Genomic DNA, 25,582 nt, shown 5'->3' with positions numbered 1-25,582 from the left:
TCTGGCGCGGCCGGATGCGGCCGAGCTGCTTGTCTGCGGAACCGGCCGCCTCTCGCTCAACCTGCTGCAGGCGCATACGGCCATCCGGCCGATCAAGCGCATCCATATCTGGGGGCGCAATCCTGCAGGCGCAGAAAAGGTAGCGGCCGAAGCCCGAGAGCTTGGGCTGGCCGCTGAGGCAGTCTTCGATATCGAAGCGGCGGCGCGAACCGCCGACATCGTCTCCTGCGGCACGCTCTCAAGCGAGCCGCTCATTTGCGGCGCATGGCTGAAACCCGGCGCCCATCTCGATCTCGTCGGCGGCTTCAAGCCTAGCATGCGCGAGACCGACGACGAGGCGATCCGCCGTGCGTCCGTTTTCGTCGATACGCGAGCCGGTGCGATGAAGGAAGCGGGTGATATCGTTCAGCCGCTCGAAAGCGGCGTGCTCAACGAGGGTGCGATCAAGGCAGAACTTGCCGAACTCGTTCGCGGAACACGAGGCGGCCGCAGCGCGGCAGGCGAGATCACGCTTTTCAAATCGGTGGGCGCTGCGCTCGAGGATCTCGCCGGAGCGATTCTCGCCTATGAAACCGTCACCGGCGGGAAATAAGCGCAATGCCCGTTCTGCCGGAACTTCCGGTTTCTCACGTTCTGCCCGAGATCGGAACCGCACTTGCCGAAAGCGGACGAGCCGTTCTTTCCGCGCCACCCGGCGCCGGGAAGACCACGCTTGTGCCGCTTTATCTGCTGGATCAACCATGGCGCAACGACGGCAGGATCATTCTGCTGGAGCCACGGCGGCTGGCAGCGCGGGCCGCGGCGAGCCGCATGGCCTTTCTGCTCGGCGAACAGGTGGGCGAAACAGTCGGCTACCGCATGCGCCTCGACAACCGCATTTCCGGCAAGACGCGGATCGAAGTGGTCACCGAAGGCGTCTTTGCGCGCATGATCCTCGACGATCCGGAACTTTCGGGGGTTTCTTCAGTCATTTTCGACGAATTTCACGAGCGTTCGCTCGATGCGGATTTCGGACTGGCATTGGCGCTCGACGTGCGCACGGCGCTCCGTAATGATCTGCGGCTTCTGGTGATGTCGGCAACGCTCGACGTCGAGCGTGTCGCAGCACTCCTCGACCATCCGCCGGTGATCGAAAGCAGGGGCCGGAGCTTTCCGATCGACGTCCGCTATCGGGATCGCTCGAGCGGCGAGCGTATAGAGGACGCCGCTATACGGGCAATCATCGAGGCCCATGCGGGTGAGACGGGATCGATCCTCGCTTTCCTGCCTGGGCAGGCAGAGATCACCCGAACGGCGGAAAGACTCGAAGGGCGGTTGGGGTCGAACACGCTGATCGCCCCTCTCTACGGCAATCTCGGCCAGAAAGAGCAGGATGCAGCAATCCGTCCGGCGGCGAAGGGCACGCGCAAGATCGTGCTTGCGACCTCGATCGCCGAGACGTCGATCACCATCGACGGCGTGCGCATCGTAATCGACAGCGGGCTGCAGCGGCTGCCGGTGTTCGAGGCTTCGACAGGTATCACACGGCTGGAGACGGTGAGAGTGTCGCGGGCTTCGGCCGACCAGCGCGCCGGGCGCGCAGGCAGAACGGAACCCGGTATCGCGATCCGCCTCTGGCACCCGGGGCAGACGGCCGCACTGCCTGCTTTCACACCGCCGCAGATCCTGTCGAGCGATCTTTCCGGTCTCGTGCTCGATCTGGCGCATTGGGGCGTTCAGGATCCGGCATCGCTTGCCTTCGTCGACCAGCCCCCAGCGACGACGCTGAAGGAGGCGCGCGCGCTGCTGCAGGAACTCGGAGCCCTAGACAAGGATGGAACTTTGACTGCGCGCGGACGGACGATGCGCGAGCTTGCGCTGCCGCCACGGCTGGCAGCCATGGTGGTTTCGGCCGGGGAAAGCGGCCACGCAAAAGAAGCTGCAATGCTTGCCGTTCTTCTAACGGAACAGGGCCTCGGCGGCACGAGCATCGACATCGAGGACCGTTTGCGGCGCTTCAAGGTGGAGAAGGGCGAAAGGGCGGATGCTTCGCGACGCCTTGCCGGACGGCTGGCGCGCGGGCTCGACAAGATTTCCTCAAGCGCGCCACCGCTTGCCGGACAGCTCCTGCTGCATGCCTTTCCCGATCGGATTGCCCTGCAGCGCGGCGGGCGGGGACGGTACGTGATGGCAAACGGCCGTGGCGCCGAATTGTCGGAGACGGAACGTCTGGCGGGCAGCCAGATGCTGGTGATCGCCGATCTGACCGGACGCGCGACGCAGGCACGCATCCTGGCTGCGGCGGAGATTTCGCGCGGCGATGTCGAAACCCAGCTGCCAGGTGTGATCAAGACCGGCGAGCAGACCTATTTCGACCTGCCGAGCAGGCAAGTCCGCGCCCGGCGCGCGACAAGGCTCGGGGCGATCGTCTTTGACGAAACGCCGTTGCCCCGGCCAGCCGGCGAGCCTGTCGCCGCAGCACTAGCGGATGGCATACGGCAATTGGGACTCAACGCCCTGCCCTTTTCCAAGGAAGCCATCCAGCTGCGCGAACGGATCGGCTTTCTGCATCGAACGATCGGCGCGCCATGGCCGGATGTCAGCGACGCTGCGTTATTGAAACGGCTGGACGACTGGTTCACGCCCTACCAGAGCGATGCGCGCGGGCTTTCGGATATTTCCGCCGGATCGCTCACCAGCGGGCTGATGGCGCTTGTGTCGCACGAACTGCAGCGTGACCTCAGCCGGCTTGCACCGACGCATTTCGAAGCGCCAACGGGCCAGCGGCATCCGATCCAGTATGACGGCGAGGAGCCGCTGCTGACGATCCGGGTACAGGAGCTTTTCGGATTGAAGCAGCATCCGGCGATCGGCGGCGGACGGCTGCCGCTTCTTCTCGAACTGACCTCGCCCGCGCACCGGCCGATCCAGACGACGCGCGACCTCCCAGGGTTCTGGGCAGGTTCCTGGAAGGACGTACGTGCCGAAATGCGAGGCCGATACCCGCGGCATTCCTGGCCGGAGCGGCCAGAGGAAGCCTTGCCGACGACACGCGCCAAGCCGCGTGGTACATAAGCCTGGGCGAGGAGCCGAGCATGGCCGATGACGTCAACAACAAACCGCAGAACGACCGGCATAGCAGCCGCAGGCTGCGCCTGCAGACGCTCGTACGTTTGCGCTGGCTCGCGGTCGGCGGACAGGCGGCGACGGTTTTCATCGTTGCCTTCTGGCTGAAATTCCCGTTGCCGCTGCTCGCCAGCAGCTTGCTGATTGCACTGCTTGCCTGGGTCAATTTCTTTCTGACGATCCGCTATCCGCCGACACATCGCCTGGAACCGCCGGCTGCCTTCGCGCTGCTTGGGCTGGATCTGTTGCAGCTCTGCGCGCTGCTGTTTATCACCGGCGGCCTGGCGAACCCATTTGCGGCGCTCGTCTGCGTGCCGGTCATCATCTCCTTTGCCTCCCAGCCGATCCGCTACAGCGTTGCACTCATCGTCTTTGCAATGGTCTGCATCACGATCCTCGCCTTCTCGCCCTTCCCGCTTCCATGGTTCAATGGTGCGGAGATCGATGTGCACAACGTCATGCAGTTCGGTGTCTGGTGCTCGATTGCGTCGACCATGGTCTTTGCAGCTTTTTATGCCTATCGCGTTTCGATGGAAGCGAGCCAGCTGGCGGATGCACTGGCCGCGACCGAACTCGTGCTGCAGAGGGAAAAGCACCTCTCGCAACTCGACGGCCTGGCCGCGGCGGCGGCACATGAGCTCGGAACGCCGCTTGCGACGATCAGCGTCGTCGCAAAGGAGATGGAGCGCGAACTGAAGGACGACGACCGGTTCCGCGAGGACGTGCAACTGCTGCGCAGCCAGAGCGAACGTTGCCGCGATATCTTGAAGCGACTGACGAGCCTTTCGGCAGAGGGCGATGCGCATATGCGACGGCTGCCGCTGTCTTCGATGATCGAGGAGATCATTGCCCCCTATCGCGAATTTCCGATCGGAGTCGAGCTGATCGAGAAAAGCCCGCGCAAGGGTGAACCGGTGACGGAGCGCAATGCCGGGATCATCTATGGGCTTGGCAATCTCATCGAAAATGCCGTCGATTATGCTCGCGAGAAGGTAACGGTCACGGTCGAACATGACCACAACAAGGTGCTGATCGTCATCGAGGACGACGGCAACGGCTACGCACCGGATATTCTCACCCGTATCGGAGAGCCTTACGTCACCAAAAGGCAGAAGGAGGATACTGCAGGCGGGCTGGGGCTTGGACTTTTCATCGCCAAGACGCTGCTTGAACGTTCCGGTGCGACGCTGGTTTTCGAGAACCGCGATCCGGAAAGTGAAGGAGCGCGTATCCGTGTCGAATGGCCGCGCATGCTCATCGATGCAAATTCGACAAAATGACTTTATCGGCATAATGAAGATATGTGCAGTTGGCAAATATAGGGCGGGTTGCAAACCGCCAGGATCGAAGACCATGACCGAACAAAGCCACGAAACCCTTACCGCCGGCGAACACGACATCGGCCCCGATGCGAGCCTCTTGATCGTCGACGATGACGGTCCCTTCCTGCGACGCCTGGCACGCGCGATGGAGACACGCGGCTTCCAGGTCGAAACGGCCGAATCGGTTGCGGAAGGAGTTGCGAAGTCGAAGAGCCATCCGCCGAAATATGCGGTGGTCGACCTACGGCTCGGCGATGGTAACGGCCTCGACGTCATCGAGGCGATCCGCCAGCGCCGGGACGATACGCGGATCATCGTGCTGACGGGCTACGGCAATATCGCAACGGCGGTGACGGCCGTGAAGCTCGGAGCTGTCGACTATCTCGCGAAGCCTGCCGATGCGGACGACGTGTTCGCAGCCTTGACTCAGCGGGCGGGCGAAAAGGCGGAACTTCCCGAAAACCCGATGTCGGCCGACCGGGTTCGTTGGGAACATATCCAGCGTGTCTACGAAATGTGCGAGCGCAACGTCTCCGAAACAGCGCGGCGGCTCAACATGCACCGCCGCACGCTGCAGCGAATTCTCGCCAAACGCGCTCCGAAATAGCCGCTGTTAAATATCGTCGGTGGCAAGCTGCTTGCCATTCGCCCATTCGGCCAGCATCAGTCTCTGCGCGGCGGCACGGGAGAAATTCAGCATGACCGACTTGCGGGTTGCCGGCGCCAGGCGGTGTTCCGGCGCTTCGCGGATCATATGCGCGCCATAGCCGTCCGACAGGAACAGTCCGCATTCCGCCGGGAAGATATCAAGCGGTACATCCTTGTGCGTCGCAAAGAAGAGCCGGTCGCAATGCAGCCGGTATTCGGGCCATTTGCGATCAACGCGAAAATCCTCGATTGAGGTTTTGATCTCGATAATCCAGATCTCGCCCTTTTCCGACATGGTGATCAGATCGGCGCGCCGGCCGCTCGCCAACGGCAGTTCAGGCAGAACCGCATGACGCATGTCGTGAAGTAATATCTGAGTCCCTCGGCGCACGAGCATAGCTCTGTCCGATTGCCGGCCATCTATTAACGGATTGTTATTGTAAACGCTCAAAATCGTCATGGATAACCGTTGGGGAACACTGCGCTCTGTTGCAAAAAAACCATGCGGTTCTACTTTGCCGCTGCGGGCAACTCTCGTCGCACTGCAACATCTTGCAAAGACGAAGTTAATCGAAAATAAACCATAATCAAAGACGGTTCCAAGACCGTTTCCTCACTGCCAATCCTAAGAGATATTCATGCGCATCCGCAATGCATTCCCTGTGTTCGGCCTGATCGCGACCCTCGCTCTGGCCGGCTGCTCCACCAATTCCGATCGCGCTTCCCTCGAAGACAAGGCCGCCGGCCCGACTGTCCAGACGGCGCAGATCTTCGATGACGCCTACGGCGTGAGGACTGATGCCGGATACGCTCTGCCCGCCATCCCGATCCAGCGCGTCAAGCCGGAGTTCCGCCGACAGATCGTTTCCTACGAGACGACCGAGCGTCCGGGCACGATCATCGTCAACACCCGCGAACGCCACCTTTACTACGTCCTTCCGGGCGGCAAGGCGATGCGCTACGGCATCGGCGTCGGCAAGCAAGGCTTCGCATGGGCCGGCACGGCCTATGTCGCCTGGAAGCAGGAATGGCCGACCTGGCATCCGCCGAAGGAAATGGCCGTCCGCAAGCCCGACATTGCAAAATACGTCGAAGACGGCATGGGCCCAGGTCTCACGAATCCGCTCGGCGCACGCGCCATGTATCTTTTCAACGAAAAGGGTCAGGACACCCTTTTCCGTCTTCACGGCACGCCCGAATGGGCCTCCATCGGCACCGCGGCTTCGTCCGGCTGTATCCGCCTCATGAACCAGGACGTTATCGACCTCTACAGCCGTGTCCGTCCGGGCAAGGCGACCAAGGTCATCGTTATCCAGTAAGCTAAAAAGCGAATTCGTTATAAAAAAGGCCGCCAGAATTTTCTTCCGGTGGCCTTTTTGTTAGATCATGAGCCTTATGCAGCCTGCTTGCCTTTGAGCTCAAGACGGCGGCGATGAAGAACCGGTTCCGTGTAGCCGCTCGGCTGCTCCCTGCCCTTCAAGACAAGATCGACGGCAGCCTGGAAGGCGACCGAGCGCTCGAAATTCTCCGCCATCGGTATATAGGCCGGATCGCCGGCATTCTGCTGATCGACGACTGCGGCCATGCGCTCCATCGTTTCGATGATCTGCGCTTCGCTGACGACCTTGTGGTGCAGCCAGTTGGCCATGTGCTGAGCGGAAATGCGAAGCGTTGCGCGGTCTTCCATCAGCCCGACATTGTTGATGTCGGGCACCTTTGAGCAGCCGACACCTTGATCGACCCAACGGACGACGTAGCCGAGGATACCCTGCGCATTATTGTCGAGTTCTCGCTGGATTTCTTCTGCTGTCCAGTTCGGCCGGGTGGCGACAGGAACGGAAAGGATATCGGAGAGCTTGGCGCGGGCACGATCCTTCAGTCCGCGCTGAACATCGGCCACGTTGATCCGGTGATAATGCGTCGCATGCAGTGTTGCTGCGGTTGGCGAGGGAACCCAGGCGGTGTTGGCGCCGGCCTTCGGGTGAGCGATCTTCTGCTCCAGCATGGCCGCCATCAGGTCAGGCATCGCCCACATGCCCTTACCGATCTGCGCGTGACCGGACAGGCCGCATTCGAGGCCGATATCGACGTTCCAGTTCTCGTAGGCGGAAATCCAGGCCGCCTGCTTCATATCGCCCTTGCGGATCATCGGGCCTGCTTCCATCGAGGTATGGATCTCGTCTCCGGTACGGTCGAGGAAGCCGGTATTGATGAAAACGACGCGCTCGCGGGCAGCACGAATGCATTCCTTGAGATTTACCGTCGTGCGGCGCTCCTCATCCATGATCCCCATCTTCATCGTGTTCTTCGGCATGCCGAGCAGTTCTTCGACGCGGGAGAAAATCTCGACGGCGAAGGCCACTTCCTCAGGCCCATGCATCTTCGGCTTGACGACATACATCGAGCCGGTGCGCGAGTTCTTGTGGAGGCCGTTGGGACCGATATCGTAAAGCGCGATCAGGCCCGTAATGGCGGCATCCATGATGCCTTCAGGAACTTCCCGGCCGTCGCGGTCGAGGATAGCCGGATTACCCATAAGGTGGCCGACATTGCGGACGAGCATCAGTGAGCGGCGGTGCAAGTCGAAGGCGGAACCGTCCGGCGCCTGATAGGTGATGTCGGGATTGAGCTTGCGGACGAAAGTCGCGCCGCCCTTGCTCACCTCCTCCTGCAGGTCACCCTTCATGAGACCAAGCCAGTTGCGATAGACGACGACCTTGTCCTCGGCATCGACAGCGGCGATCGAATCCTCGCAGTCCATGATCGTCGTGATCGCAGATTCGAGCCAGACATCGGAGATCTGCGCCGGATCGCCCTTTCCGATCGGCGTCGAGCCATCGATGATAATCTCGATGTGAATACCGTTGTTTTTCAAGAGAAGATGTGTCGGCGTCTCCGCATCGCCTCGATAGCCGGCGAAATGCCGATTATCCGTGAGCGCCAGTTTTTCGCCGTCCATCGAGGTGACCGCGAGATTTCCGCCGTCCGCCTTGAAGGCAGCCGCATCCTTCCAGCTCGCGCCTTCGAGCGGCGCGGCGCTGTCCAGAAAATCGCGAACCCAGGCGATGACCTTTTCGCCGCGCTTCGGATTGTATCCCTTGCCTTTTTCCGCTCCGTCGCTTTCGGGAATGGCATCCGTGCCGTAAAGCGCATCATAAAGTGAGCCCCAGCGCGCATTTGCGGCGTTCAGGGCGTAACGCGCATTCATGACGGGAACGACGAGCTGAGGCCCTGCAATCGAGGCGATCTCGGGATCGACATTCTCGGTCGAAACTTGGAAATCCGAGCCTTCCGGCAGCAGGTAGCCGATTTGGCGCAGAAAGGCCTGATAGCTTTCCATGTCCGCCGGCACACCGTTCTGGCGATACCATTCGTCGACAAGCGCCTGCAGGTGATCGCGTTTCAGAAGCAGTTCGCGGTTCTTCGGCGCGAGGTCATGAACGATTGCGGAAAACCCGGCGAAAAATGCATCCGCGTCAACCGGAAGGCCGGGAAGCACTTCGTTGACGATGAAGTCATGAAGGACAGTTTCGATGGAAAGACCGTTCTTTTCGATGCAGCTCATGCAATTCTCCTCCCGCGGAAGGCGGCGTTTTCACATGCTGTCAATTTGCGCCGCTTTCATTCATAGTCAATTCTGCAATAGTTCGAAAGATTTATGCCGACAAGGAAACAGTACGCTGCGTGACGCGCATCGGCAGACCGTTTTGAGGTTGGGTCGTCAGCTTTTGCACCGGCCAGGGATTGGTCTTTTCCGTCACATCGAAGCGGAAACGGCTCATCAATACGGCTAGCGCGATGACCGCCTCCTGCATGGCGAAGGTGGCACCGATGCAGACGCGCGGACCGGCACCGAATGGCAGGAACTGGAACCGGCCGATCTTGCCGCGGTTTTCCGGGAAAAACCGCTCGGGCATATAGGCACGCGGCTTCTCCCAATAGAGCTCATGCCGGTGAAGAGTCCAGGGCATGACGAGCACCGTCATGCCGGCATGGATATCGACCTTCTCGCCCTTGGAATCTGTCCAGCTGTCGTCAGCGATCGCCGCGCGGTCGATCGACGGCGCCGGCGGATAGAGCCGTAGGGCCTCTTCGAAGGCGGCGCGGGTGAAGGGCATCTGATCGAGCCATTCGATGGGCTCGGCGCCGCTTGCGAGAACGCGGCCGATCTCTTCCTCCATCGCGTCGCGGATATGCGGGCTGTTCGCCACGCAATAGAGCGTCCATGCGAGCGCTCGCGCCGTCGTTTCGTGACCCGCGCCGATGAAGGTCAGAATATTGTCTTCGATTTCTTCATTGGTGAGGCCGCCCGTTGCTGCCCGGTCGAGCAGCAGAGTCAGAAAATCTTCCGGCGCCGAGCCGCGATCGGCAGCCATGCGCCGGAGCCTGGCGTCCATCGTCTCGCGCACGATGTTGCGGAATTTGTCGAGAACCTTCTGGCCACCAATGCGTGTCACCCGCGGCACCCAGGGCGGCGCTCGCAGGAGATCCATGGGATCGACGCGGCCCATACGGTGCAAAAGCGCGTTCACATCCTCAGCAAAGCTGTCTGATGAGGTGACGATCTCACCGGAAAACAGCGTATCGGCGAGGATCGCAAAAGTGAGCTCGGTCATATCGCTGGCGATTTCGAATACTTGGCTCTCGCCTCCGACCGCTTCGTATTTTCGCGCATAGACCTCGGATTGCAGCAGCATTTGCCCTGCGAAACCGTTGGCGTGGCGCGGCGTGAAAACGGGAGCAACCGCCTTGCGCGATCGCTTCCAGACCTCCCCTTCGGCCGTCAGCAATCCGTCGCGCAATATGGGGCGCAATACGAGCTGGCGGATATCCGCCATGCGGTAGTTCGCGACGTTGTCGACCAGCACATGTTTGATGAGACCCGGATCGTTGACGATGATCGTGCTATCGTGGAAGAAGCGCGTCTTGATCCAGGGAAGCGTGTAGGACGGCTCGCCCCAGAGCTCCAGCGGATTGCGAAGGATCGTGCGGATCATCTCCAGCCGCGATGGCGGCACAGAGCGCGGCAGCGGTGCGGGTGGAACAAACGGTTCCGGTCGCATATCCATGGAAACGGCCTTTCGCGGAGGATTATAACCTCCCGCAAAGGCGAAGGTTAGAGCAGGCCCTCAAGCTCGTCCAGCTTGTCGTTGATCAGCCAGCCGTAATAATTCTCCTCTGGCCAGACTAGCGCACCTGAGGCCCGGTTCTTCGCGGCAAGAGCCAAAGCGCGCTGGCGCGAATTGCCGACATTGTAAAGCGTCGCGGTCAGACCAGGATTCTTCGAAATATCCATGCCGGCGATCTGCTTGTAATCTTCGATCGACTCGCGAATCGAGGCCGCAACGAAGGCGAGCGAGATATCCGGCTCCATGATGGCGCGGTAAACGGCGCCGGCGTCCTTTTCGTTCAGTCTCGGATAGCCGGAAACACGGCTGACCAGATCCGAGAGCATTAATGCCGTCAGCGGGTTCACCTGGCCGAGACCAAAGGTCTGACCGGCATAAAACGGTTGGAAGAACACGGCGCTGAAGCGATTGTTCGGGAAGCTCTTGCCGTCCACAGCCTTTCCACGGAAGTCGCGTTCCCAAACATCCTCACGGCAGCTCCAGAGCAGATAGGAATCACGCTTGCCGTTGCACTCTGCAAACTGCGGACGATCGACGAAGGTGTCGACATCCTCGCCCTCGTAGGCAAAGCGGAAGCTCTCGCCGGCATAGGAGGCGGCCTTCACGTAGTAGGACTGAAGGCGGTCATAAGCATCGACGTTATAAGTGTGCTCGCCGACGATGGCGCCGATGATGTGGATGGGATCGATGCTGTAGGTGGCGGCCGTCTTCCTGATCGTGCCCATCAGTTCGCGATCGGTGGAGAGCAGTTCGTAAACTTTCTCGTACTTCCGGTCGAAGGTCGACTTGGTGCCCTTGGTGCGGCGGACGGATGCGCCGGGAACCGCCGGCTGCTCGATGTTGCGATTGCCGGGCGGCACGACCTCAACGGCATAGGCTGGCACGGATGTGAGCGCCGCAATGGCGATCAGGAGGCATGTCAAAAGGCGTCGCACGATCAGCTATTCCGTCTGGTTATATCGTCTTCATGGCGAAGCGCGCTGACTGGACCAGAATCTTGGCCGAATAAAGCCGCGTTCACACGAGCGGGCCTTCACTAAGAAGTAAAAGGCCCGCTGTCGAGAGTTCAGACTGTCGAAATCCGCTGTGGAACCTGCAAAGGTTGCAGCCGGTGCGGCAATATCACAGGATGAAGCGCGAGAGATCCGTGTTCTGCGCCAGATCGCCGACGTGCTCACGCACATAGGCCGAGTCAATCTTTATCGCCGAACCACCGCGATCCGGCGCGTTGAAGGAAATATCGTCCAGGACACGTTCCATCACCGTCTGCAGCCGGCGAGCGCCGATGTTTTCGACCGAAGAGTTCAGATGGACTGCGACATCAGCTAGGGCATCGATCGCATCGTCGGTGAATTCTAGGTTCAGGTTCTCCGTTTCCATGAGAGCGCGATACTGCCGGATCAGGCTCGCTTCGGTTTCGGTCAGGATGCGGCGGAAGTCTTCCTTGGTCAGCGGCCGAAGTTCGACACGGATCGGCAGGCGGCCCTGCAATTCCGGCAGGAGATCGGAAGGCTTCGACACATGGAAGGCGCCCGAGGCGATGAAGAGAACATGGTCCGTCTTCACCGGTCCATACTTCGTGGAGACGGTCGTTCCTTCGACGAGTGGCAGAAGATCGCGCTGCACGCCTTCGCGCGACACGCCGGCCCCCATGCCGCCGTCACGCGCCGCAATCTTGTCGATCTCGTCGAGGAAGACGATGCCATCATTTTCGACCGCGCGCACGGCTTCGCGCTGGATGATATCATTGTCGATCAGCTTGTCGGACTCGTCCCGGATGAGATCGGTATAGGAGGCTTTCACCGTCGTGCGGACCTTCTTGGTGCGTCCGCCGAGCGCCTTGCCGAACATTTCCGAGATGTTGAGAACACCGATATTGGCACCGGGCATGCCGGGGATTTCAAAGCCGCCCATGCCCGCGCCGGTGTCGGCAACCTCGATATCAATTTCCTTGTCGTCGAGTTCACCGTTGCGCAGCTTCTTGCGGAAGCTGTCACGGGTGGCAGGAGAGGCGGTCGCACCGACAAGGGCATCAAGGACGCGTTCCTCGGCGCTCATATGAGCCTTAGATTCGACCTCGGCGCGCTTCTTGTCGCGCGCGAGCCCGATGCCGATTTCGACGAGGTCGCGGATGATTTGTTCGACATCGCGGCCGACATAACCGACCTCAGTGAACTTGGTTGCCTCGACCTTGATGAAAGGCGCACCGGCAAGCTTGGCAAGACGGCGGGAAATCTCCGTTTTGCCGACGCCGGTCGGGCCGATCATCAGGATATTCTTGGGCATCACTTCGTCACGCAGGCTCGGATCGAGCTGCTGACGGCGCCAGCGGTTGCGGAGCGCAATCGCCACGGCGCGCTTGGCCTCATGCTGACCGATAATGTAGCGGTCGAGTTCGGAAACGATCTCGCGGGGGGAAAAGGTGGTCATGGTAAATCCGTTTCTCCGGGTGCGTCCAGCGCCATGAAATGGGCCGGACCGTAAATGGAAGTTCTTGTATCGACGTAGCGAAAGCCCGCCTTCTCGTAAGCCCTGATCGCCCGAAGGTTTTCAGGATCGGGATCGATCACGATGCGCTTGGCGCCGTCTGCAAAAAGCTCGGACGTAAACTGGCGGATGATCGCAGCACCGTGGCCCTTGTCCGTCAGTTCCGGGATACCGATCGAGATGTCGATGCCGAGCGTACCCTTCGGCTGATCCTGATAAGGATGGCCCTCCTCAAGATGAGGATCGTAACTTTGCAGATAACCTATAGGCTTTCCGTCCAGTTCCACGATCATTGGCCGGGTTTCTTCGCTCGTCATTGCCTCTTCGATCGAACCAAGCTCCGTTGAAGGTTCGCCCCACCATCTCGCGACATGCGGCTCCGCAAGCCATTGCGCCAGAAGAGGGAAATCCTCACGGCAGACGTCGCGGAAACGGTATCGGGAGGCAGGCTTAGTTTTCAGCATCCAGTGTTTCCACCACCATGTTGTGGTTCGTATAGACGCAGATATCGGCTGCGATATCCAGCGCGCGGCGGGCGACCTCCTCGGCAGACTTGTCCGTATCCATCAGGGCACGCGCCGCCGCCAATGCGTAGTTGCCGCCAGATCCGATCGCCGTGACGCCATGCTCGGGCTCCAGAACATCGCCGTTGCCGGTGACTGCCAGTGTTATCGATTTGTCGGCGACCAGCATCATGGCCTCTAGATTGCGAAGATATTTGTCCGTGCGCCAGTCCTTGGCGAGCTCAACGGCTGCGCGCATTAACTGGCCCGGATACTGCTCGAGCTTCTTTTCAAGACGCTCGAGCAGCGTAAATGCGTCCGCGGTCGCACCAGCAAAGCCGGCAATGACCTCGCCCTTACCAATACGGCGCACCTTGCGCGCATTGCCCTTCATGACGGTCTGACCGAGGCTGACCTGGCCGTCACCGGCCATCACCACCTTGCCGCCCTTTCGAATTGTAATAATCGTTGTCATCAAAACATCCTTGCCCGGATCAGCGGGCGTTACGCCGAGCCGCTCTCCGGCCCTGTGAGCCCTATGTAAGTTGGCCGATGCCGATTGCAAATGGGCCGGTTTTTCTGCCGGTGCGCTTCTGGATATTTGAGGGAACGCCTGATAAGGAACGGCCGTCATTCCTGATGGAGCAGCCATATGGCCGAGACTGCAGCAAGCCGCATGGGCAATGTTTCCCGCAAGACGAACGAGACTTCGGTTTCCGTTTCCGTCAATCTTGATGGTAGCGGCAAAGCCAAGATCTCGACGGGCATCGGCTTCTTCGACCACATGCTCGATCAGCTTTCGCGACATTCCCTGATCGATATGGAGATCGAGACGAAGGGCGACCTGCATGTCGACGATCACCACACGGTCGAAGATACCGGGATTGCGATAGGCCAGGCGATTGCAAAAGCGCTCAGCGACCGCCGTGGCATCACCCGCTATGCTTCGATCGACCTTGCCATGGACGAGACGATGACGAAAGCCGCCGTCGATCTTTCCGGCCGGCCGTTCCTTGTCTGGAACGTCGCCTTCAACGCGCCGAAGATCGGCACCTTCGACACGGAACTTGTCCGCGAATTCTTCCAGGCACTTGCGCAGAACGCCGGCATCACCTTGCACATCTTGAACCATTATGGTGCCAACAACCACCATATTGCAGAGACCTGCTTCAAGGCCGTTGCCCGCGCGTTGCGCATGGCGACAGAGATCGATCCAAGACAGGCGGGCCGTGTTCCCTCGACGAAGGGCACGCTCGTCTGAGCCCCTTCAGGGAGCTTGAACGATATGACTTCCAGCTATCTGGTTTTGACGGCTCCGGGCGGAACGGATGTCACCCATGAGAAGACGCGCGTCATCCGCGACGGCTTCACGCTGCTCGGCTTTCTTTTTCCCTGGCTATGGCTTCTTGCACACCGGCTTTGGCTCTATGCGCTTGCAGCATTCCTGCTTCAGGGGCTCGGCGGCGTTTTAATGGATCGGCCCGGACTCTGGCCGGCAGGCTTTGCGATCACGCTCGGCACTTGCATCCTGGCCGGCTTCGAGGGGCAGAACCTGCGAATCCGAAATCTCGCTTCCAAAGGCTGGAACGAGGAAGCCGTGATTACGGCAGATTCGCTTGCGACAGCGGAAGAGATCTTTTTTTCGAATATCGAGACCAATGCAGATGGCGACCGCATGCCGGCGCCGGAGTGGGGGCGACATCCGCATTCCCCCGGCCGCCATGGCAATACGACTTCGCTTGGTCTCTTTGGCTTTAACGGAGGACGCTGATGCGCGTCGCAATTATCGACTACGGCTCGGGCAATCTGCGCTCGGCAACGAAGGCCTTCGAACGCGCCGCACGCGAGGCAGGCATCGACGCGCATATCGACCTGACGGACAAGGCCGAGAATGTCGCGTCTGCCGACCGCGTCGTTCTGCCGGGTGTCGGTGCCTATGCCGATTGCCGCCACGGGCTCGATGCCGTTCCCGGCATGACCGAAGCGCTGATCGAAGCGGTTGAGAGGAAGGCAAGGCCGTTCCTCGGTATCTGCGTCGGTATGCAGCTGATGTCGTCGCGCGGCCTTGAAAAAACGGTGACGGAAGGTTTCGGCTGGATTCCTGGCGACGTCGTTGAAATGACACCGGACGATCCCGACCTCAAGATTCCGCAGATCGGCTGGAACACGCTCGACCTTCGGCATCCGCATCCACTCTTCGAAGGCATTCCGACAGGGCCTGATGGCCTGCATGCCTATTTCGTGCATTCCTACTATCTGGCCGCCGAAAACGCCGGCGATGTCATCGCCACGACGGAGTACGGCGGAGCGATGACGGCCTTCGTCGGACGCGACAACATGGCAGGTTCGCAATTCCATCCGGAGAAGAGCCAGAAGCTCGGTCTCGCCCTGATCACCAATTTCCTGCGCTGGAAGCCTTAGGCTCGCGCAGACCGCAAGGACTGAACCAACATGATCCTATTTCCCGCCATCGACCTCAAGGACGGCCAATGCGTTCGCCTGAAGCTCGGCGATATGGAGCAGGCAACGGTCTACAACCCCGACCCTGCCGCACAGGCGAAAACTTTCGAAGACCAGGGCTTCGAATGGCTGCACGTTGTTGACCTCAACGGCGCCTTTGCCGGCGAAAGCGTCAATGGCGCGGCCGTCGACACGATCCTCAAGGCAACGAAGAATCCGGTGCAGCTCGGCGGTGGCATCCGAACGCTGTCGCATATCGAAAACTGGCTCTCCCGCGGCCTGACACGTGTGATCCTCGGTACGGTTGCCGTTCGCGATCCGGCGCTGGTCATCGAGGCCTGCAAGCAGTTTCCGGGCAGCGTCGCCGTCGGCATCGATGCGAAGGGCGGCAAGGTGGCCGTGGAGGGCTGGGCGGAGGCCTCCGAGCTTGGCGTCGTCGAACTTGCCAGGAAATTCGAAGGTGCCGGCGTCGCGGCAATCATCTACACCGACATCGATCGCGATGGGATCCTGACCGGCATCAACTGGACCTCGACACTGGAGCTTGCCGATGCCGTTTCGATCCCGGTGATTGCCTCGGGCGGGCTCGCTTCGATCGAGGATGTGAAGCGCATGCTGCAGCCCGACGCCCGCAAGCTGGAAGGTGCCATCTCTGGCCGTGCGCTGTATGATGGACGTATTGATCCTCGGGAAGCCTTGGCGCTGATCAAGGCGGCGCGGGAGAAGGAAGACACACAATGACCCTGAAAGCCCGCGTCATCCCTTGCCTCGACGTCAAAGACGGCCGTGTCGTCAAGGGCGTCAACTTCGTCAACCTGATCGATGCCGGTGATCCGGTCGAGGCTGCGAAAGCCTATGATGCTGCCGGCGCAGACGAGCTCTGCTTCCTCGACATCACGGCCTCATCTGACAATCGCGAAACGATCTTCGATGTCGTTTCCCGCACCGCCGAACAGTGCTTCATGCCGCTGACTGTCGGCGGCGGCGTGCGCAGCATCGGCGATATCCGCAAGCTGCTGCTCTGCGGTGCCGACAAGGTCTCGATCAATTCGGCGGCCGTGAACAATCCGGACTTCGTCGCCGAAGCTGCCGACAAGTTCGGCGACCAATGCATCGTCGTTTCGATCGACGCCAAGCGGCGGCGCACGCAGGCTGTTGGCCAGGACAACTTGAGCGCCTGGGAAATCTATACCCACGGCGGCCGCAACGCGACCGGCATCGATGCCGTGGAATTTGCACAGAAGATGGTTGCCCGCGGCGCCGGCGAGCTGCTTGTCACCTCGATGGATCGCGACGGCACGAAAGTCGGCTACGATCTTGAGCTCACCCGGGCGATCGCCGATTGCGTTCGCGTGCCCGTCATTGCATCGGGCGGCGTCGGCGATCTCGACGATCTGGTCGCAGGCGTGAAGGATGGGCATGCCAATGCCGTGCTTGCTGCCTCCATCTTCCATTTCGGCACCTATTCCGTCGGCGAAGCGAAGCACTATATGTCTTCGCATGGCATTGCGATGCGCCTCGACTGATTGAAAGCGACAGTATGACCGGATTTTCCCTTTCCGATCTGGAAAAGATCGTCGACGAGCGGTCGAAGGCCTCACCGGATGAATCCTGGACGGCGAAGCTCGTTGCCGCCGGACAGCAGAAGGCAGCAAAGAAACTCGGCGAAGAAGCCATTGAAACCGTCATGGCTGCTGTGGCGGCGGATCGCGCCAATCTTACCTACGAGGCGGCCGACCTCCTCTATCACCTTTTGGTCGTATTGAAGATAGCAGGCATTCCGTTGCAGGATGTGATGGCGGAGCTTGAGCGGCGTACGGCTCAATCCGGCGTCAAGGAAAAGGCCAGCCGGCAGAGTTCATGAGTATCGCGACGCAAATTCTTGGGGCGCCAGAAACGCTCGATCACTTCCAGGCGAATTCCTATTCGCCGTATAATTTCTTTTCTTCCGAGGAATGGGCAAAGTTCCGCGCCGACACGCCGCTCACGCTAACGGCCGAGGAGGTCGCGAGACTGCGCTCGATGGGCGATCCGGTCGATCTCGACGAAGTCCGGCGCATCTACCTCTCGCTGTCGCGTCTGCTCTCCTCACATGTCGAATCATCGCAATTGCTCTTTGAACAGCGCAACCGGTTCCTGAGCTTGTCCGACGTGACGAAAACGCCATTCGTCATCGGCATCGCCGGCTCCGTCGCCGTCGGGAAATCAACGACCGCGCGTATCTTGAAGGAACTCCTGCGGCGCTGGCCATCGAGTCCAAAGGTCGACTTGATCACGACCGACGGCTTTCTGCATCAAAACGCAGTGCTCGAGCGGGAAAACCTGATGCAGCGCAAGGGCTTTCCCGAAAGCTACGACACAGGCGCCATCCTGAAATTTCTCTCCGCGATCAAGGCCGGACAGCCGAATGTGAAGGCGCCCGTCTATTCTCATCTGGTCTATGACGTCGTTCCGAACGAATACACGATCATCGACCGGCCCGACATCCTGGTTTTCGAAGGCATCAACGTTCTGCAGTCGCGCGACCTTCCGGCCGACGGCAAGATCGTGCCGATGGTTTCCGACTTCTTCGATTTCTCGATCTACATCGATGCCGAAGAAGAACTGATCCACAACTGGTATGTCACACGCTTCATGCGTCTGCGCGAAACCGCCTTCCGCGATCCGAATTCCTATTTCCATCGCTATGCCTCGATCAGCGAAAAAGAAGCGCTTTCGATCGCCGAAGGGCTTTGGGCCAACATCAACCTGAAGAATCTCCGGCAGAACATCCTGCCGACCCGCCCACGGGCTGATCTGATCCTGCGCAAGGGCGAAAACCACCTCATCGAGCAGGTCGCGCTAAGGAAGCTTTAGCCGGATTCACGGATCCACACGCCTTAACGTCAGATTGATCCGCCCGCCATTCTTGAGCAGCGTCGACGTTGCCGGATAGATGCGGTCGACGCCGTGAAAGCATAGACGCCCTTCGCCCCCAAGCACCACGATATCGCCGCTGGCGAGTTTGACCGACTGCGTTCGGTCTGTGCGCGAAAGCCCGCCGATGCGGAAAAGACAACTGTTGCCGAGAGAGATCGAAACGACAGGCGCCTTCAAATCCTGCTCGTCCCCGTCTTGATGCAGACCCATTCTTGCATCGTTTGAATAGAAATTGATCAGGCAGGCCTGCGGCGGTTTTTCGCAGTCGGAAACATCGTTCCAGATGTCGAGCAAGACGTCCGGCATCGCCGGCCACGGCCTGCCGGTGACAGGATGTGTCGATTGATAGCGGTAGCCGCGCTCCTTATCGGTGACCCAGCCCAGTGGACCGCAATTGCTCATCCGGACCGACATCGGTTTGCCCGTGCTCGGCATCACGGGCACGAAAAGCGGAGCCTCGGCGACAATGCCGCGGATCATTTCGACGAACGCTTCCTGCCGGGCGCGGTCCAGATATTCCGGGAAGTGACGGACGCCGGTCGAAAGCTCCGTCATATCATTCTCCACCGGGACGGCTGCGCATCTTCTTCACTTCGGCGCGGCCGGATTTTTCCTTCAGGCGGCGTTCGATCGAGCCTTTGGTCGGTTTCGTTTTCTTGCGCGGCGGCGGTGGGGGCTTGGCGGCCTCAAGGATCAGTTCCTTGAGGCGTTCTCGCGCATCCTCGCGATTGCGATCCTGGCTGCGAAAGCGGCTTGCCTCGATCATCAGCACGCCCTCTTTCGACATGCGCTTTCCGGCAAGCTTTATGGCATTGGTCTTGACGCGATCGGGAAGCGAAGGTGAATTCGGGATATTGAAGAACAGCTGGACGGCCGTCGAAACCTTGTTGACATTTTGGCCGCCGGGACCGCCAGCCAGAACGAATTGTTCCGTCAGCTCCCATCCAGCGATGGTGATCCCGTCGTTGATATAGAGCGCGTCGCTGGCCATGCGGCTTCTATCTCATATCCGCGCGAATTTTAAAACGCGCAAAGAAAAACCCGGCGGAATGGGCCGGGTTTCACGTGAATCATCAATGTTTTAGAACCTATTCGGCCGCAGCCTTGATGCCGGGTGCCGCATCGCGCACGCCGCCGTCGACATGTGCCTCAAACTTCGCGAAGTTCGAAATGAACATGGAGACGAGCTTCTCTGCCTGAATATCGTAGGCTGCACCGTTGGCCCACGTAGAGCGCGGATCGAGAATACCGCTTTCGACGCCAGCGACAGTAACGGGCACCGCGAAACCGAAATTCGGATCAATGCGGAAATCTGCCTTGGCCAGTTCGCCGGAGAGCGCTGCCGACAGCAAAGCACGCGTGGCCTTGATCGGCATGCGCTTGCCAGTACCATAAGCACCACCCGTCCAACCGGTATTGACAAGCCAGCATTCAACACCGTGGCGATGGATGAGTTCTTTCAGCAGATTGCCATATTCGGTTGGATGACGCGGCATGAACGGCGCACCGAAGCAGGTCGAGAATGTCGCTTCTGGTTCCGTCACTCCCCTTTCCGTGCCGGCGACCTTTGCGGTGTAGCCGGAAAGGAAGTGATACATGGCCTGATCCGGCGTCAGTCGCGCAATCGGCGGCATGACGCCGAAAGCATCCGCCGTCAGCATGATGATCGTCTTCGGATGAGCGGCAAGGCCCGTCTTCGAGGCATTGGGAATGAAATTCAGCGGATAGGCGCAGCGCGTGTTTTCCGTCAACGAGCCATCGTCGAAATCGGGCTCGCGCAGTTCGTTGAGCACGACGTTTTCCAGTACAGTGCCGAAACGCTGCGTTGTCGCGTAGATTTCCGGCTCGGCCTCCGCCGAAAGACGGATTGTCTTGGCATAGCAGCCGCCTTCGAAGTTGAAGATGCCGTTTTCGCCCCAGCCATGCTCGTCGTCTCCGATCAGGGTGCGCGACGGATCAGCCGACAGCGTCGTCTTGCCGGTCCCGGAGAGGCCGAAGAAAACCGCAGAATCGCCATCCGGGCCGACATTCGCCGAGCAATGCATCGGCATGACACCTTTTGCCGGCAGCATGTAGTTGAGTACGGTGAAGACGGATTTCTTCATCTCTCCAGCATAGGATGTGCCGCCGATCAGCACGAGACCGTTCGTGAGGTCGCATGCAATTACCGTCTCGCTGCGGCAGCCGTGACGCTTCGGATCGGCCTTGAAGCTCGGCAGATCGATGATCGTCAGTTTCGGCACGAAGGATGCAAGGGCAGAAAGCTCCGGACGGATCAGAAGATTGCGGATGAAAAGCGAGTGCCAGGCAAATTCCGTCACGACACGCGTCGGCAGCGAGTAGTTCTTGTCGGCGCCGCCGATCAGGTCCTCGGCGAAAAGCTCCTTGCCGGCGGCATGCGCCAGCATATCCTGATGCAGCAAGTCAAAATGCTCCGGCGACATCGGCTTGTTGTTGTCCCACCAGATTTCGCCGTCCGTATTGGCATCGCGAACGACGAATTTGTCGCGTGGCGAGCGGCCGGTATGTTGTCCCGTCAATGCACGAAGGGCGCCTTGGGCCGTCAGTTCGGCTTCACCGCGGCGAATCGCTTCTTCATAAAGGGAGGCGGCGGTGAGGTTATAGTGGACGCTTTTTGCGCGGCCCAAACCAATCGTCGCCAGCGTTATCGCCGGGTTGTGAATTCCGAACGTCTCCATGGCTTTTCCTTTCGTCCAAGGCTCCCGCCGTTAAAACTAAGAGGAAAACTAAGGTGGCCAATTTTAAAAAGCAATAGTGCAAAATGGCGAAAATATAATGATATCAAATAATTAATCGATTTAAATTTCCTTCGTGTATTTTAAATCGTTTGAATTAAGCGTTTTGGATTGGTTTTTGCCACGCCACGTGCGTCCACCATTTGCACATTGCAGCGATGCCTGCCCTTTATCTTTGCCACAATTTGTTCCACCTTTATCCTCCATAAGCGCATCCGGTCGTTGGGCCGGCCTGGGGACATCAGAAATTCCGGGAGATGCGCATAGATGACGGAGACGAACACCATGGCGACAATCGCGCTCGTTGACGACGACCGCAACATCCTGACTTCCGTGTCGATCGCACTGGAAGCCGAAGGATACAAGGTCGAAACCTATACGGATGGCGCCTCGGCCCTCGATGGCCTTATCGCGCGCCCTCCGCAACTCGCTATCTTCGATATCAAGATGCCGCGCATGGATGGAATGGAGCTCTTGCGCCGGTTGCGGCAGAAATCCGATATGCCGGTGATTTTCCTCACTTCCAAGGACGAGGAGATCGACGAACTGTTCGGCCTGAAGATGGGCGCCGATGACTTCATCACCAAGCCCTTCTCCCAGCGACTGCTCGTGGAACGGGTCCGCGCCGTGCTTCGCCGCGCTTCCAGCCGGGAAACAACGACGGTTGCTGGCGCTGGCGCCGCGCCAAAAACAGGCGCTGCCCAGCTCGCGCGCTCACTCGAACGCGGCCAGCTGGTGATGGACCAGGAACGCCATACCTGCACATGGAAGAGCGAACCGGTGACGCTGACGGTAACCGAGTTCCTGATCCTTCACTCGCTCGCACAGCGGCCGGGCGTGGTGAAAAGCCGCGACGCGCTAATGGACGCGGCCTATGACGAACAGGTCTATGTCGACGACCGTACCATCGACAGCCACATCAAGCGGCTTCGCAAGAAATTCAAGATGGTCGATACCGACTTTGATATGATTGAAACGCTTTACGGAGTGGGATACCGCTTCCGCGAAGCAGCCTGACGCCTGTCGGCGCGGCGCATGAGTATTGTCGAGGGCTGGAGGCGGGAGACCGCCACGCCCTCCGAAAGGGCCTGTCGTTGGCACAGTTGGTGCAGGAAAGGGATTTGGATGACGCGGAAGGCTTGAGCGGCCGCCGTGTCAGGGGAAGGCGCTGGTCGCATCCCTTCACCATCATTCGCCGCATCTTCGGCAATGCGGTCTTTTCGAGCCTGACGCGCCGCATCCTCTTCTTCAATCTCGCAGCACTGCTCGTCCTGGTCGGCGGCATTCTTTACCTCAACCAGTTTCGCGAGGGCCTGATCGACGCCCGCGTCGAGAGCTTGCTCACGCAGGGCGAAATCATCGCCGGTGCGGTTTCGGCATCGGCCTCCGTCGATACGAACTCGATCACCATCGATCCGCAGAAGCTTCTCGAACTGCAGGCCGGGCAGAGCATTACGCCCGTCCCGAATGATGAGGATCTTGAATTCCCGATCGATCCGGAAAAGGTAGCACCGGTTCTCAGACGGCTGATTTCGCCCACGCGGACGCGTGCCCGTATCTTTGATGCCGATGCCAACTTGCTTCTCGATTCGCGCCATCTCTATTCGCGAGGTCAGGTCTTGCGCTTCGACCTGCCGCCGGTGGAGGAAGAGAAGCAGACTTGGGCTGAATGGCTTACAACGCTTTTCAACAAGGCGCTCCAGCCTGGGAATCTGCCGGTCTACAAGGAAGCGCCGGGTGGCGACGGGTCGATCTATCCGGAAGTGATGAATGCGTTGACGGGAGTGCGCGGCGCCGTTGTACGCACCACTGACAAGGGCGCACTCATCGTCTCTGTAGCTGTCCCGATCCAGCGTTTTCGTGCCGTGCTCGGCGTTCTGCTGCTTTCGACGCAGGCCGGTGACATCGACAACATCGTTCATGCCGAACGCTTGGCGATCATGCGCGTCTTCGGTGTGGCGACACTCGTCAACGTTCTGTTGTCGCTGGTCCTTTCGTCGACCATCGCCAATCCGCTTCGCCGTCTCTCGGCTGCGGCGATCCGCGTCCGGCGCGGCGCAAAGGAGCGCGAGGAAATCCCGGATTTCTCGGCCCGCCAGGACGAGATCGGCAACCTTTCGATCGCGCTCCGCGAGATGACCACCGCACTTTATGACCGTATCGATGCGATCGAGAGCTTTGCCGCCGATGTCAGCCATGAGCTCAAGAACCCATTGACCTCGCTTCGCAGCGCCGTGGAAACGCTGCCGCTAGCCAAGTCGGACGATTCCAAGAAGCGGTTGATGGATGTGATCCAGCACGACGTCCGCCGCCTCGATCGCCTCATCAGCGATATCTCCGACGCCTCGCGCCTCGATGCCGAACTTGCCCGTGTCGATGCCCGATCCGTCGATCTCGAGGTATTCCTCAGCGATCTGGTGGAGGTTTCAAGGCAGATTCGCCACAAGAACAAAGAGGTACAGATCGAGCTCGCGATCGAACGCAAGCCCGGCGTCAAGACGCGTTTCGTCGTCAATGGTCATGATCTCCGTATCGGCCAGATCATTACCAACCTCATCGAGAATGCCCGCTCCTTCGTTCCGGATGAAGGCGGCAAGATCACCGTCCGGCTGTTCCGCACGCGGTCGCGCTGCATTGTCTATATCGAAGACAACGGTCCGGGCATCCAGGCTGAAAATATCGACCGCATCTTTGAGCGCTTCTATACCGACCGGCCCGAGTCAGAAGGGTTCGGGCAAAATTCCGGTCTTGGCCTGTCGATCAGCCGTCAGATCGCGGAGGCACATGGCGGCTCGTTGCGTGCCGAAAACATCATCGATGCAGAAACGGCAGAAGTGCTTGGCGCCCGCTTCATTCTCGCCCTGCCCGCAGTCTCGGTGTCATCATGACGGGCGCAACTTTCAACATCAACGCCACGGCGATCGTCGTCAACAAGACCGGCCTGCTCTTTGTCGGCCCCTCCGGCTGGGGTAAATCCATGCTGGCATTCACGTGCATCACGGAAGCCAAACGGATGGGGCTGCCCGCCTCACTGGTCGCCGACGATCAGGTATTTCTGTCCAAACGCGATGGACAGATGATCGCTGAACGACCTCCCGCAATCTCTGGTTTGATCGAGCTGCGCGGCACCGGCATCGTCAAGTGCGAAAGCGTTCCGCTCGCCCCGATGCATTATGCCGTGCTGCCCGGCAGTACGTCGGGCGAAAATCGTCTGCCGCCTGACAACGACGTCGCGCAATTCGCAGAAGGCTTTTCGCTGCCGGCTCTGCGCTTGCTGCCAAACGCTCCAGTACCTCTCGCGATTTTGATGGCCATGGCACCGGACATCGGCCGATAATGCCTGCCGCATAGGCGCATTCGCCGCATATGTCTGCATTTTTATCTTGCACTTCGGCTTTTGATGGCCAAGATGTGCCCCCACCGGTGGACGCGATTGCTGCGTTGCGATATTGGGGCCACCGTTTATATGCCATTGGGAGCAGTTGAATCATGATCGGACTTGTGCTTGTCACTCATGGCAAGCTGGCTGAAGAGTTTCGTCATGCTGTGGAGCATGTCGTCGGTCCTCAGAAATTTATCGAGACGGTCTGCATCGGCCCCGAAGACGATATGGATCAGAGACGGCAGGATATCTTGCAGGCGGTCTCTAGCGCGGACGATGGCCACGGCGTCGTCATCCTGACCGATATGTTCGGGGGTACTCCTTCCAATCTCGCTATTTCGGTCATGAGCAGCGGTCATACCGAAGTGATTGCCGGCATGAACTTGCCGATGCTGATCAAGCTTGCTGGCGTGCGGGGCGAAAACAACATGGAAAAGGCGCTCATCGAAGCGTCGGAGGCCGGGCGGAAATACATCAACGTCGCCAGCCGCGTTCTGAGTGGCAAGTGATGAAAACAAGTCCCGCCATGACCTCGTTTTCCCGGGAACTGCTCATCGTCAACAAGCGCGGCCTTCATGCGCGCGCCTCCGCCAAATTCGTCCAAATGGTCGAAACATTCGACGCTGCCGTTACTGTCTCCAAGGACGGAATGACGGTCGGCGGCACCTCGATCATGGGCTTGATGATGCTTGCCGCGAGTCCGGGCACGACCGTTCTCGTTTCCGCGAGCGGCAACCAGGCCGCCGAAGCGCTGAACGCATTGGATCGATTGATCCAGGACAAGTTCGGCGAAGAAATGTAAGCCTTCCGGGCTTCATATAAACATATAAAGACTTCTTTATATCCTTATTGCCATCGCCTGCGAAGCCTG

The 25,582-nt window shown here is 59.6% G+C and carries 27 protein-coding genes (1 of these 27 cut by a window edge); 17 read left to right on the top strand and 10 right to left on the bottom strand.

The window, feature by feature from the left end:
* From QA644_RS19480 to QA644_RS19465, 4 genes are all read left to right on the top strand, one after another.
* Positions 1–592, top strand: partial view of an ornithine cyclodeaminase family protein gene (locus QA644_RS19480; protein ID WP_283070130.1) — the 3' portion only. Its footprint begins 356 nt before the window's first position; 592 of the gene's 948 nt are visible here — the last part of the coding sequence; its start codon lies off the left edge, out of view; the stop codon is at positions 590–592.
* Positions 593–597: 5 nt separating this feature from the next.
* Positions 598–3,054, top strand: a complete 2,457-nt coding sequence (gene hrpB, locus QA644_RS19475; protein ID WP_283070129.1) for an ATP-dependent helicase HrpB — start codon at positions 598–600, stop codon at positions 3,052–3,054.
* A gap of 20 nt (positions 3,055–3,074) precedes the next feature.
* Complete coding sequence (locus QA644_RS19470; protein WP_283070127.1) at positions 3,075–4,385, top strand: ActS/PrrB/RegB family redox-sensitive histidine kinase; 1,311 nt, start codon at positions 3,075–3,077, stop codon at positions 4,383–4,385.
* 73 nt (positions 4,386–4,458) lie between these two features.
* Positions 4,459–5,034, top strand: coding sequence for an ActR/PrrA/RegA family redox response regulator transcription factor (locus QA644_RS19465; protein WP_283070125.1), 576 nt, complete (start codon positions 4,459–4,461; stop codon positions 5,032–5,034).
* A gap of 6 nt (positions 5,035–5,040) precedes the next feature.
* Here the strand turns inward: QA644_RS19465 and QA644_RS19460 are convergent, their stop codons facing one another.
* Positions 5,041–5,535 (bottom strand): MmcB family DNA repair protein, encoded by a 495-nt coding sequence (locus QA644_RS19460; protein ID WP_074066151.1) that lies wholly within the window; start codon positions 5,533–5,535, stop codon positions 5,041–5,043.
* A gap of 178 nt (positions 5,536–5,713) precedes the next feature.
* Here QA644_RS19460 and QA644_RS19455 point away from each other — a divergent pair, with 178 nt between their 5' ends.
* Complete coding sequence (locus tag QA644_RS19455; protein ID WP_022718454.1) at positions 5,714–6,394, top strand: L,D-transpeptidase; 681 nt, start codon at positions 5,714–5,716, stop codon at positions 6,392–6,394.
* 74 nt (positions 6,395–6,468) lie between these two features.
* On the opposite strand, the gene QA644_RS19450 is transcribed toward QA644_RS19455, so the two are convergent.
* From QA644_RS19450 to hslV, 6 genes are all read right to left on the bottom strand, one after another.
* Entirely contained in the window at positions 6,469–8,640 is a 2,172-nt protein-coding gene (locus tag QA644_RS19450; protein WP_283070122.1) for a malate synthase G, read from the bottom strand.
* A gap of 91 nt (positions 8,641–8,731) precedes the next feature.
* Positions 8,732–10,144: a cytochrome P450 gene (locus tag QA644_RS19445; protein ID WP_283070120.1), complete on the bottom strand. Its 1,413-nt coding sequence runs from the start codon at positions 10,142–10,144 to the stop codon at positions 8,732–8,734.
* Positions 10,145–10,191: 47 nt separating this feature from the next.
* Complete coding sequence (locus tag QA644_RS19440) at positions 10,192–11,139, bottom strand: DUF1402 family protein (RefSeq protein ID WP_283070118.1); 948 nt, start codon at positions 11,137–11,139, stop codon at positions 10,192–10,194.
* A 187-nt stretch (positions 11,140–11,326) separates the two neighbouring features.
* Positions 11,327–12,634, bottom strand: a complete 1,308-nt coding sequence (gene hslU, locus QA644_RS19435; RefSeq protein ID WP_039843439.1) for an ATP-dependent protease ATPase subunit HslU — start codon at positions 12,632–12,634, stop codon at positions 11,327–11,329.
* Positions 12,631–13,155 carry a GNAT family N-acetyltransferase gene (locus QA644_RS19430; RefSeq protein ID WP_283070115.1) on the bottom strand — a complete coding sequence of 175 codons (525 nt, stop codon included), beginning with the start codon at positions 13,153–13,155 and terminating at the stop codon, positions 12,631–12,633. The genes hslU and QA644_RS19430 overlap by 4 nt, the downstream gene beginning before the upstream one ends.
* Positions 13,142–13,669, bottom strand: a complete 528-nt coding sequence (hslV, locus tag QA644_RS19425; protein ID WP_022718448.1) for an ATP-dependent protease subunit HslV — start codon at positions 13,667–13,669, stop codon at positions 13,142–13,144. The genes QA644_RS19430 and hslV overlap by 14 nt, the downstream gene beginning before the upstream one ends.
* A 177-nt stretch (positions 13,670–13,846) precedes the next feature.
* On the opposite strand from hslV, the gene hisB reads away from it, so the two are divergent.
* The 7 genes from hisB to coaA are packed head-to-tail and all read left to right on the top strand — an operon-like array spanning position 13,847 to position 18,510.
* Positions 13,847–14,455, top strand: a complete 609-nt coding sequence (hisB, locus tag QA644_RS19420; protein ID WP_194728538.1) for an imidazoleglycerol-phosphate dehydratase HisB — start codon at positions 13,847–13,849, stop codon at positions 14,453–14,455.
* Between the two features lie 24 nt (positions 14,456–14,479).
* Positions 14,480–14,965 carry a DUF2628 domain-containing protein gene (locus QA644_RS19415; RefSeq protein ID WP_194728537.1) on the top strand — a complete coding sequence of 162 codons (486 nt, stop codon included), beginning with the start codon at positions 14,480–14,482 and terminating at the stop codon, positions 14,963–14,965.
* On the top strand, positions 14,965–15,615 hold the full coding sequence (gene hisH / locus QA644_RS19410) for an imidazole glycerol phosphate synthase subunit HisH (RefSeq protein WP_239596300.1): 651 nt from the start codon (positions 14,965–14,967) through the stop codon (positions 15,613–15,615). Before QA644_RS19415 ends, hisH begins: the two co-directional genes overlap by 1 nt.
* A 30-nt stretch (positions 15,616–15,645) precedes the next feature.
* Positions 15,646–16,395, top strand: a complete 750-nt coding sequence (gene hisA / locus QA644_RS19405) for a 1-(5-phosphoribosyl)-5-[(5-phosphoribosylamino)methylideneamino]imidazole-4-carboxamide isomerase (protein WP_239596301.1) — start codon at positions 15,646–15,648, stop codon at positions 16,393–16,395.
* Complete coding sequence (gene hisF / locus QA644_RS19400) at positions 16,392–17,180, top strand: imidazole glycerol phosphate synthase subunit HisF (RefSeq protein ID WP_074066142.1); 789 nt, start codon at positions 16,392–16,394, stop codon at positions 17,178–17,180. The genes hisA and hisF overlap by 4 nt, the downstream gene beginning before the upstream one ends.
* 14 nt (positions 17,181–17,194) lie before the next feature.
* Positions 17,195–17,518: a phosphoribosyl-ATP diphosphatase gene (locus QA644_RS19395; RefSeq protein ID WP_074066141.1), complete on the top strand. Its 324-nt coding sequence runs from the start codon at positions 17,195–17,197 to the stop codon at positions 17,516–17,518.
* The gene (gene coaA, locus QA644_RS19390) at positions 17,515–18,510 is read left to right on the top strand and encodes a type I pantothenate kinase (protein WP_039843430.1); all 996 of its coding nucleotides are present in this window, start codon (positions 17,515–17,517) and stop codon (positions 18,508–18,510) included. The genes QA644_RS19395 and coaA overlap by 4 nt, the downstream gene beginning before the upstream one ends.
* Positions 18,511–18,516: 6 nt before the next feature.
* Here coaA and QA644_RS19385 read toward each other — a convergent pair whose 3' ends face one another.
* The 3 genes from QA644_RS19385 to QA644_RS19375 form a co-directional block, all read right to left on the bottom strand.
* Entirely contained in the window at positions 18,517–19,128 is a 612-nt protein-coding gene (locus QA644_RS19385; RefSeq protein WP_283070111.1) for an alpha-ketoglutarate-dependent dioxygenase AlkB, read from the bottom strand.
* Between the two features lies 1 nt (position 19,129).
* Positions 19,130–19,564 (bottom strand): alternative ribosome rescue aminoacyl-tRNA hydrolase ArfB, encoded by a 435-nt coding sequence (arfB, locus tag QA644_RS19380; protein ID WP_074066139.1) that lies wholly within the window; start codon positions 19,562–19,564, stop codon positions 19,130–19,132.
* 97 nt (positions 19,565–19,661) lie between these two features.
* On the bottom strand, positions 19,662–21,272 hold the full coding sequence (locus QA644_RS19375) for a phosphoenolpyruvate carboxykinase (RefSeq protein WP_283070109.1): 1,611 nt from the start codon (positions 21,270–21,272) through the stop codon (positions 19,662–19,664).
* Between the two features lie 342 nt (positions 21,273–21,614).
* On the opposite strand from QA644_RS19375, the gene QA644_RS19370 reads away from it, so the two are divergent.
* The 5 genes from QA644_RS19370 (at position 21,615) to QA644_RS19350 (ending at position 25,513) form a co-directional block, all read left to right on the top strand.
* Complete coding sequence (locus QA644_RS19370; RefSeq protein WP_194730257.1) at positions 21,615–22,346, top strand: response regulator transcription factor; 732 nt, start codon at positions 21,615–21,617, stop codon at positions 22,344–22,346.
* Between the two features lie 77 nt (positions 22,347–22,423).
* Positions 22,424–24,217: a sensor histidine kinase gene (locus QA644_RS19365; RefSeq protein WP_074066137.1), complete on the top strand. Its 1,794-nt coding sequence runs from the start codon at positions 22,424–22,426 to the stop codon at positions 24,215–24,217.
* On the top strand, positions 24,214–24,666 hold the full coding sequence (locus QA644_RS19360) for a serine/threonine protein kinase (RefSeq protein ID WP_194728532.1): 453 nt from the start codon (positions 24,214–24,216) through the stop codon (positions 24,664–24,666). The genes QA644_RS19365 and QA644_RS19360 overlap by 4 nt, the downstream gene beginning before the upstream one ends.
* 152 nt (positions 24,667–24,818) lie before the next feature.
* The gene (locus QA644_RS19355; RefSeq protein ID WP_074066135.1) at positions 24,819–25,220 is read left to right on the top strand and encodes a PTS sugar transporter subunit IIA; all 402 of its coding nucleotides are present in this window, start codon (positions 24,819–24,821) and stop codon (positions 25,218–25,220) included.
* A 17-nt stretch (positions 25,221–25,237) separates the two neighbouring features.
* Positions 25,238–25,513: an HPr family phosphocarrier protein gene (locus QA644_RS19350; RefSeq protein ID WP_194730256.1), complete on the top strand. Its 276-nt coding sequence runs from the start codon at positions 25,238–25,240 to the stop codon at positions 25,511–25,513.
* Positions 25,514–25,582 lie beyond the last annotated feature (69 nt).

Origin of the sequence: Rhizobium sp. CC1099 (assembly GCF_029714385.1) — a bacterium.
Classification (GTDB): domain Bacteria; phylum Pseudomonadota; class Alphaproteobacteria; order Rhizobiales; family Rhizobiaceae; genus Rhizobium.
The sequence above is the reverse complement of the archived record's forward strand: the minus strand, read 5'-3'. Positions and strand labels throughout refer to the sequence as shown.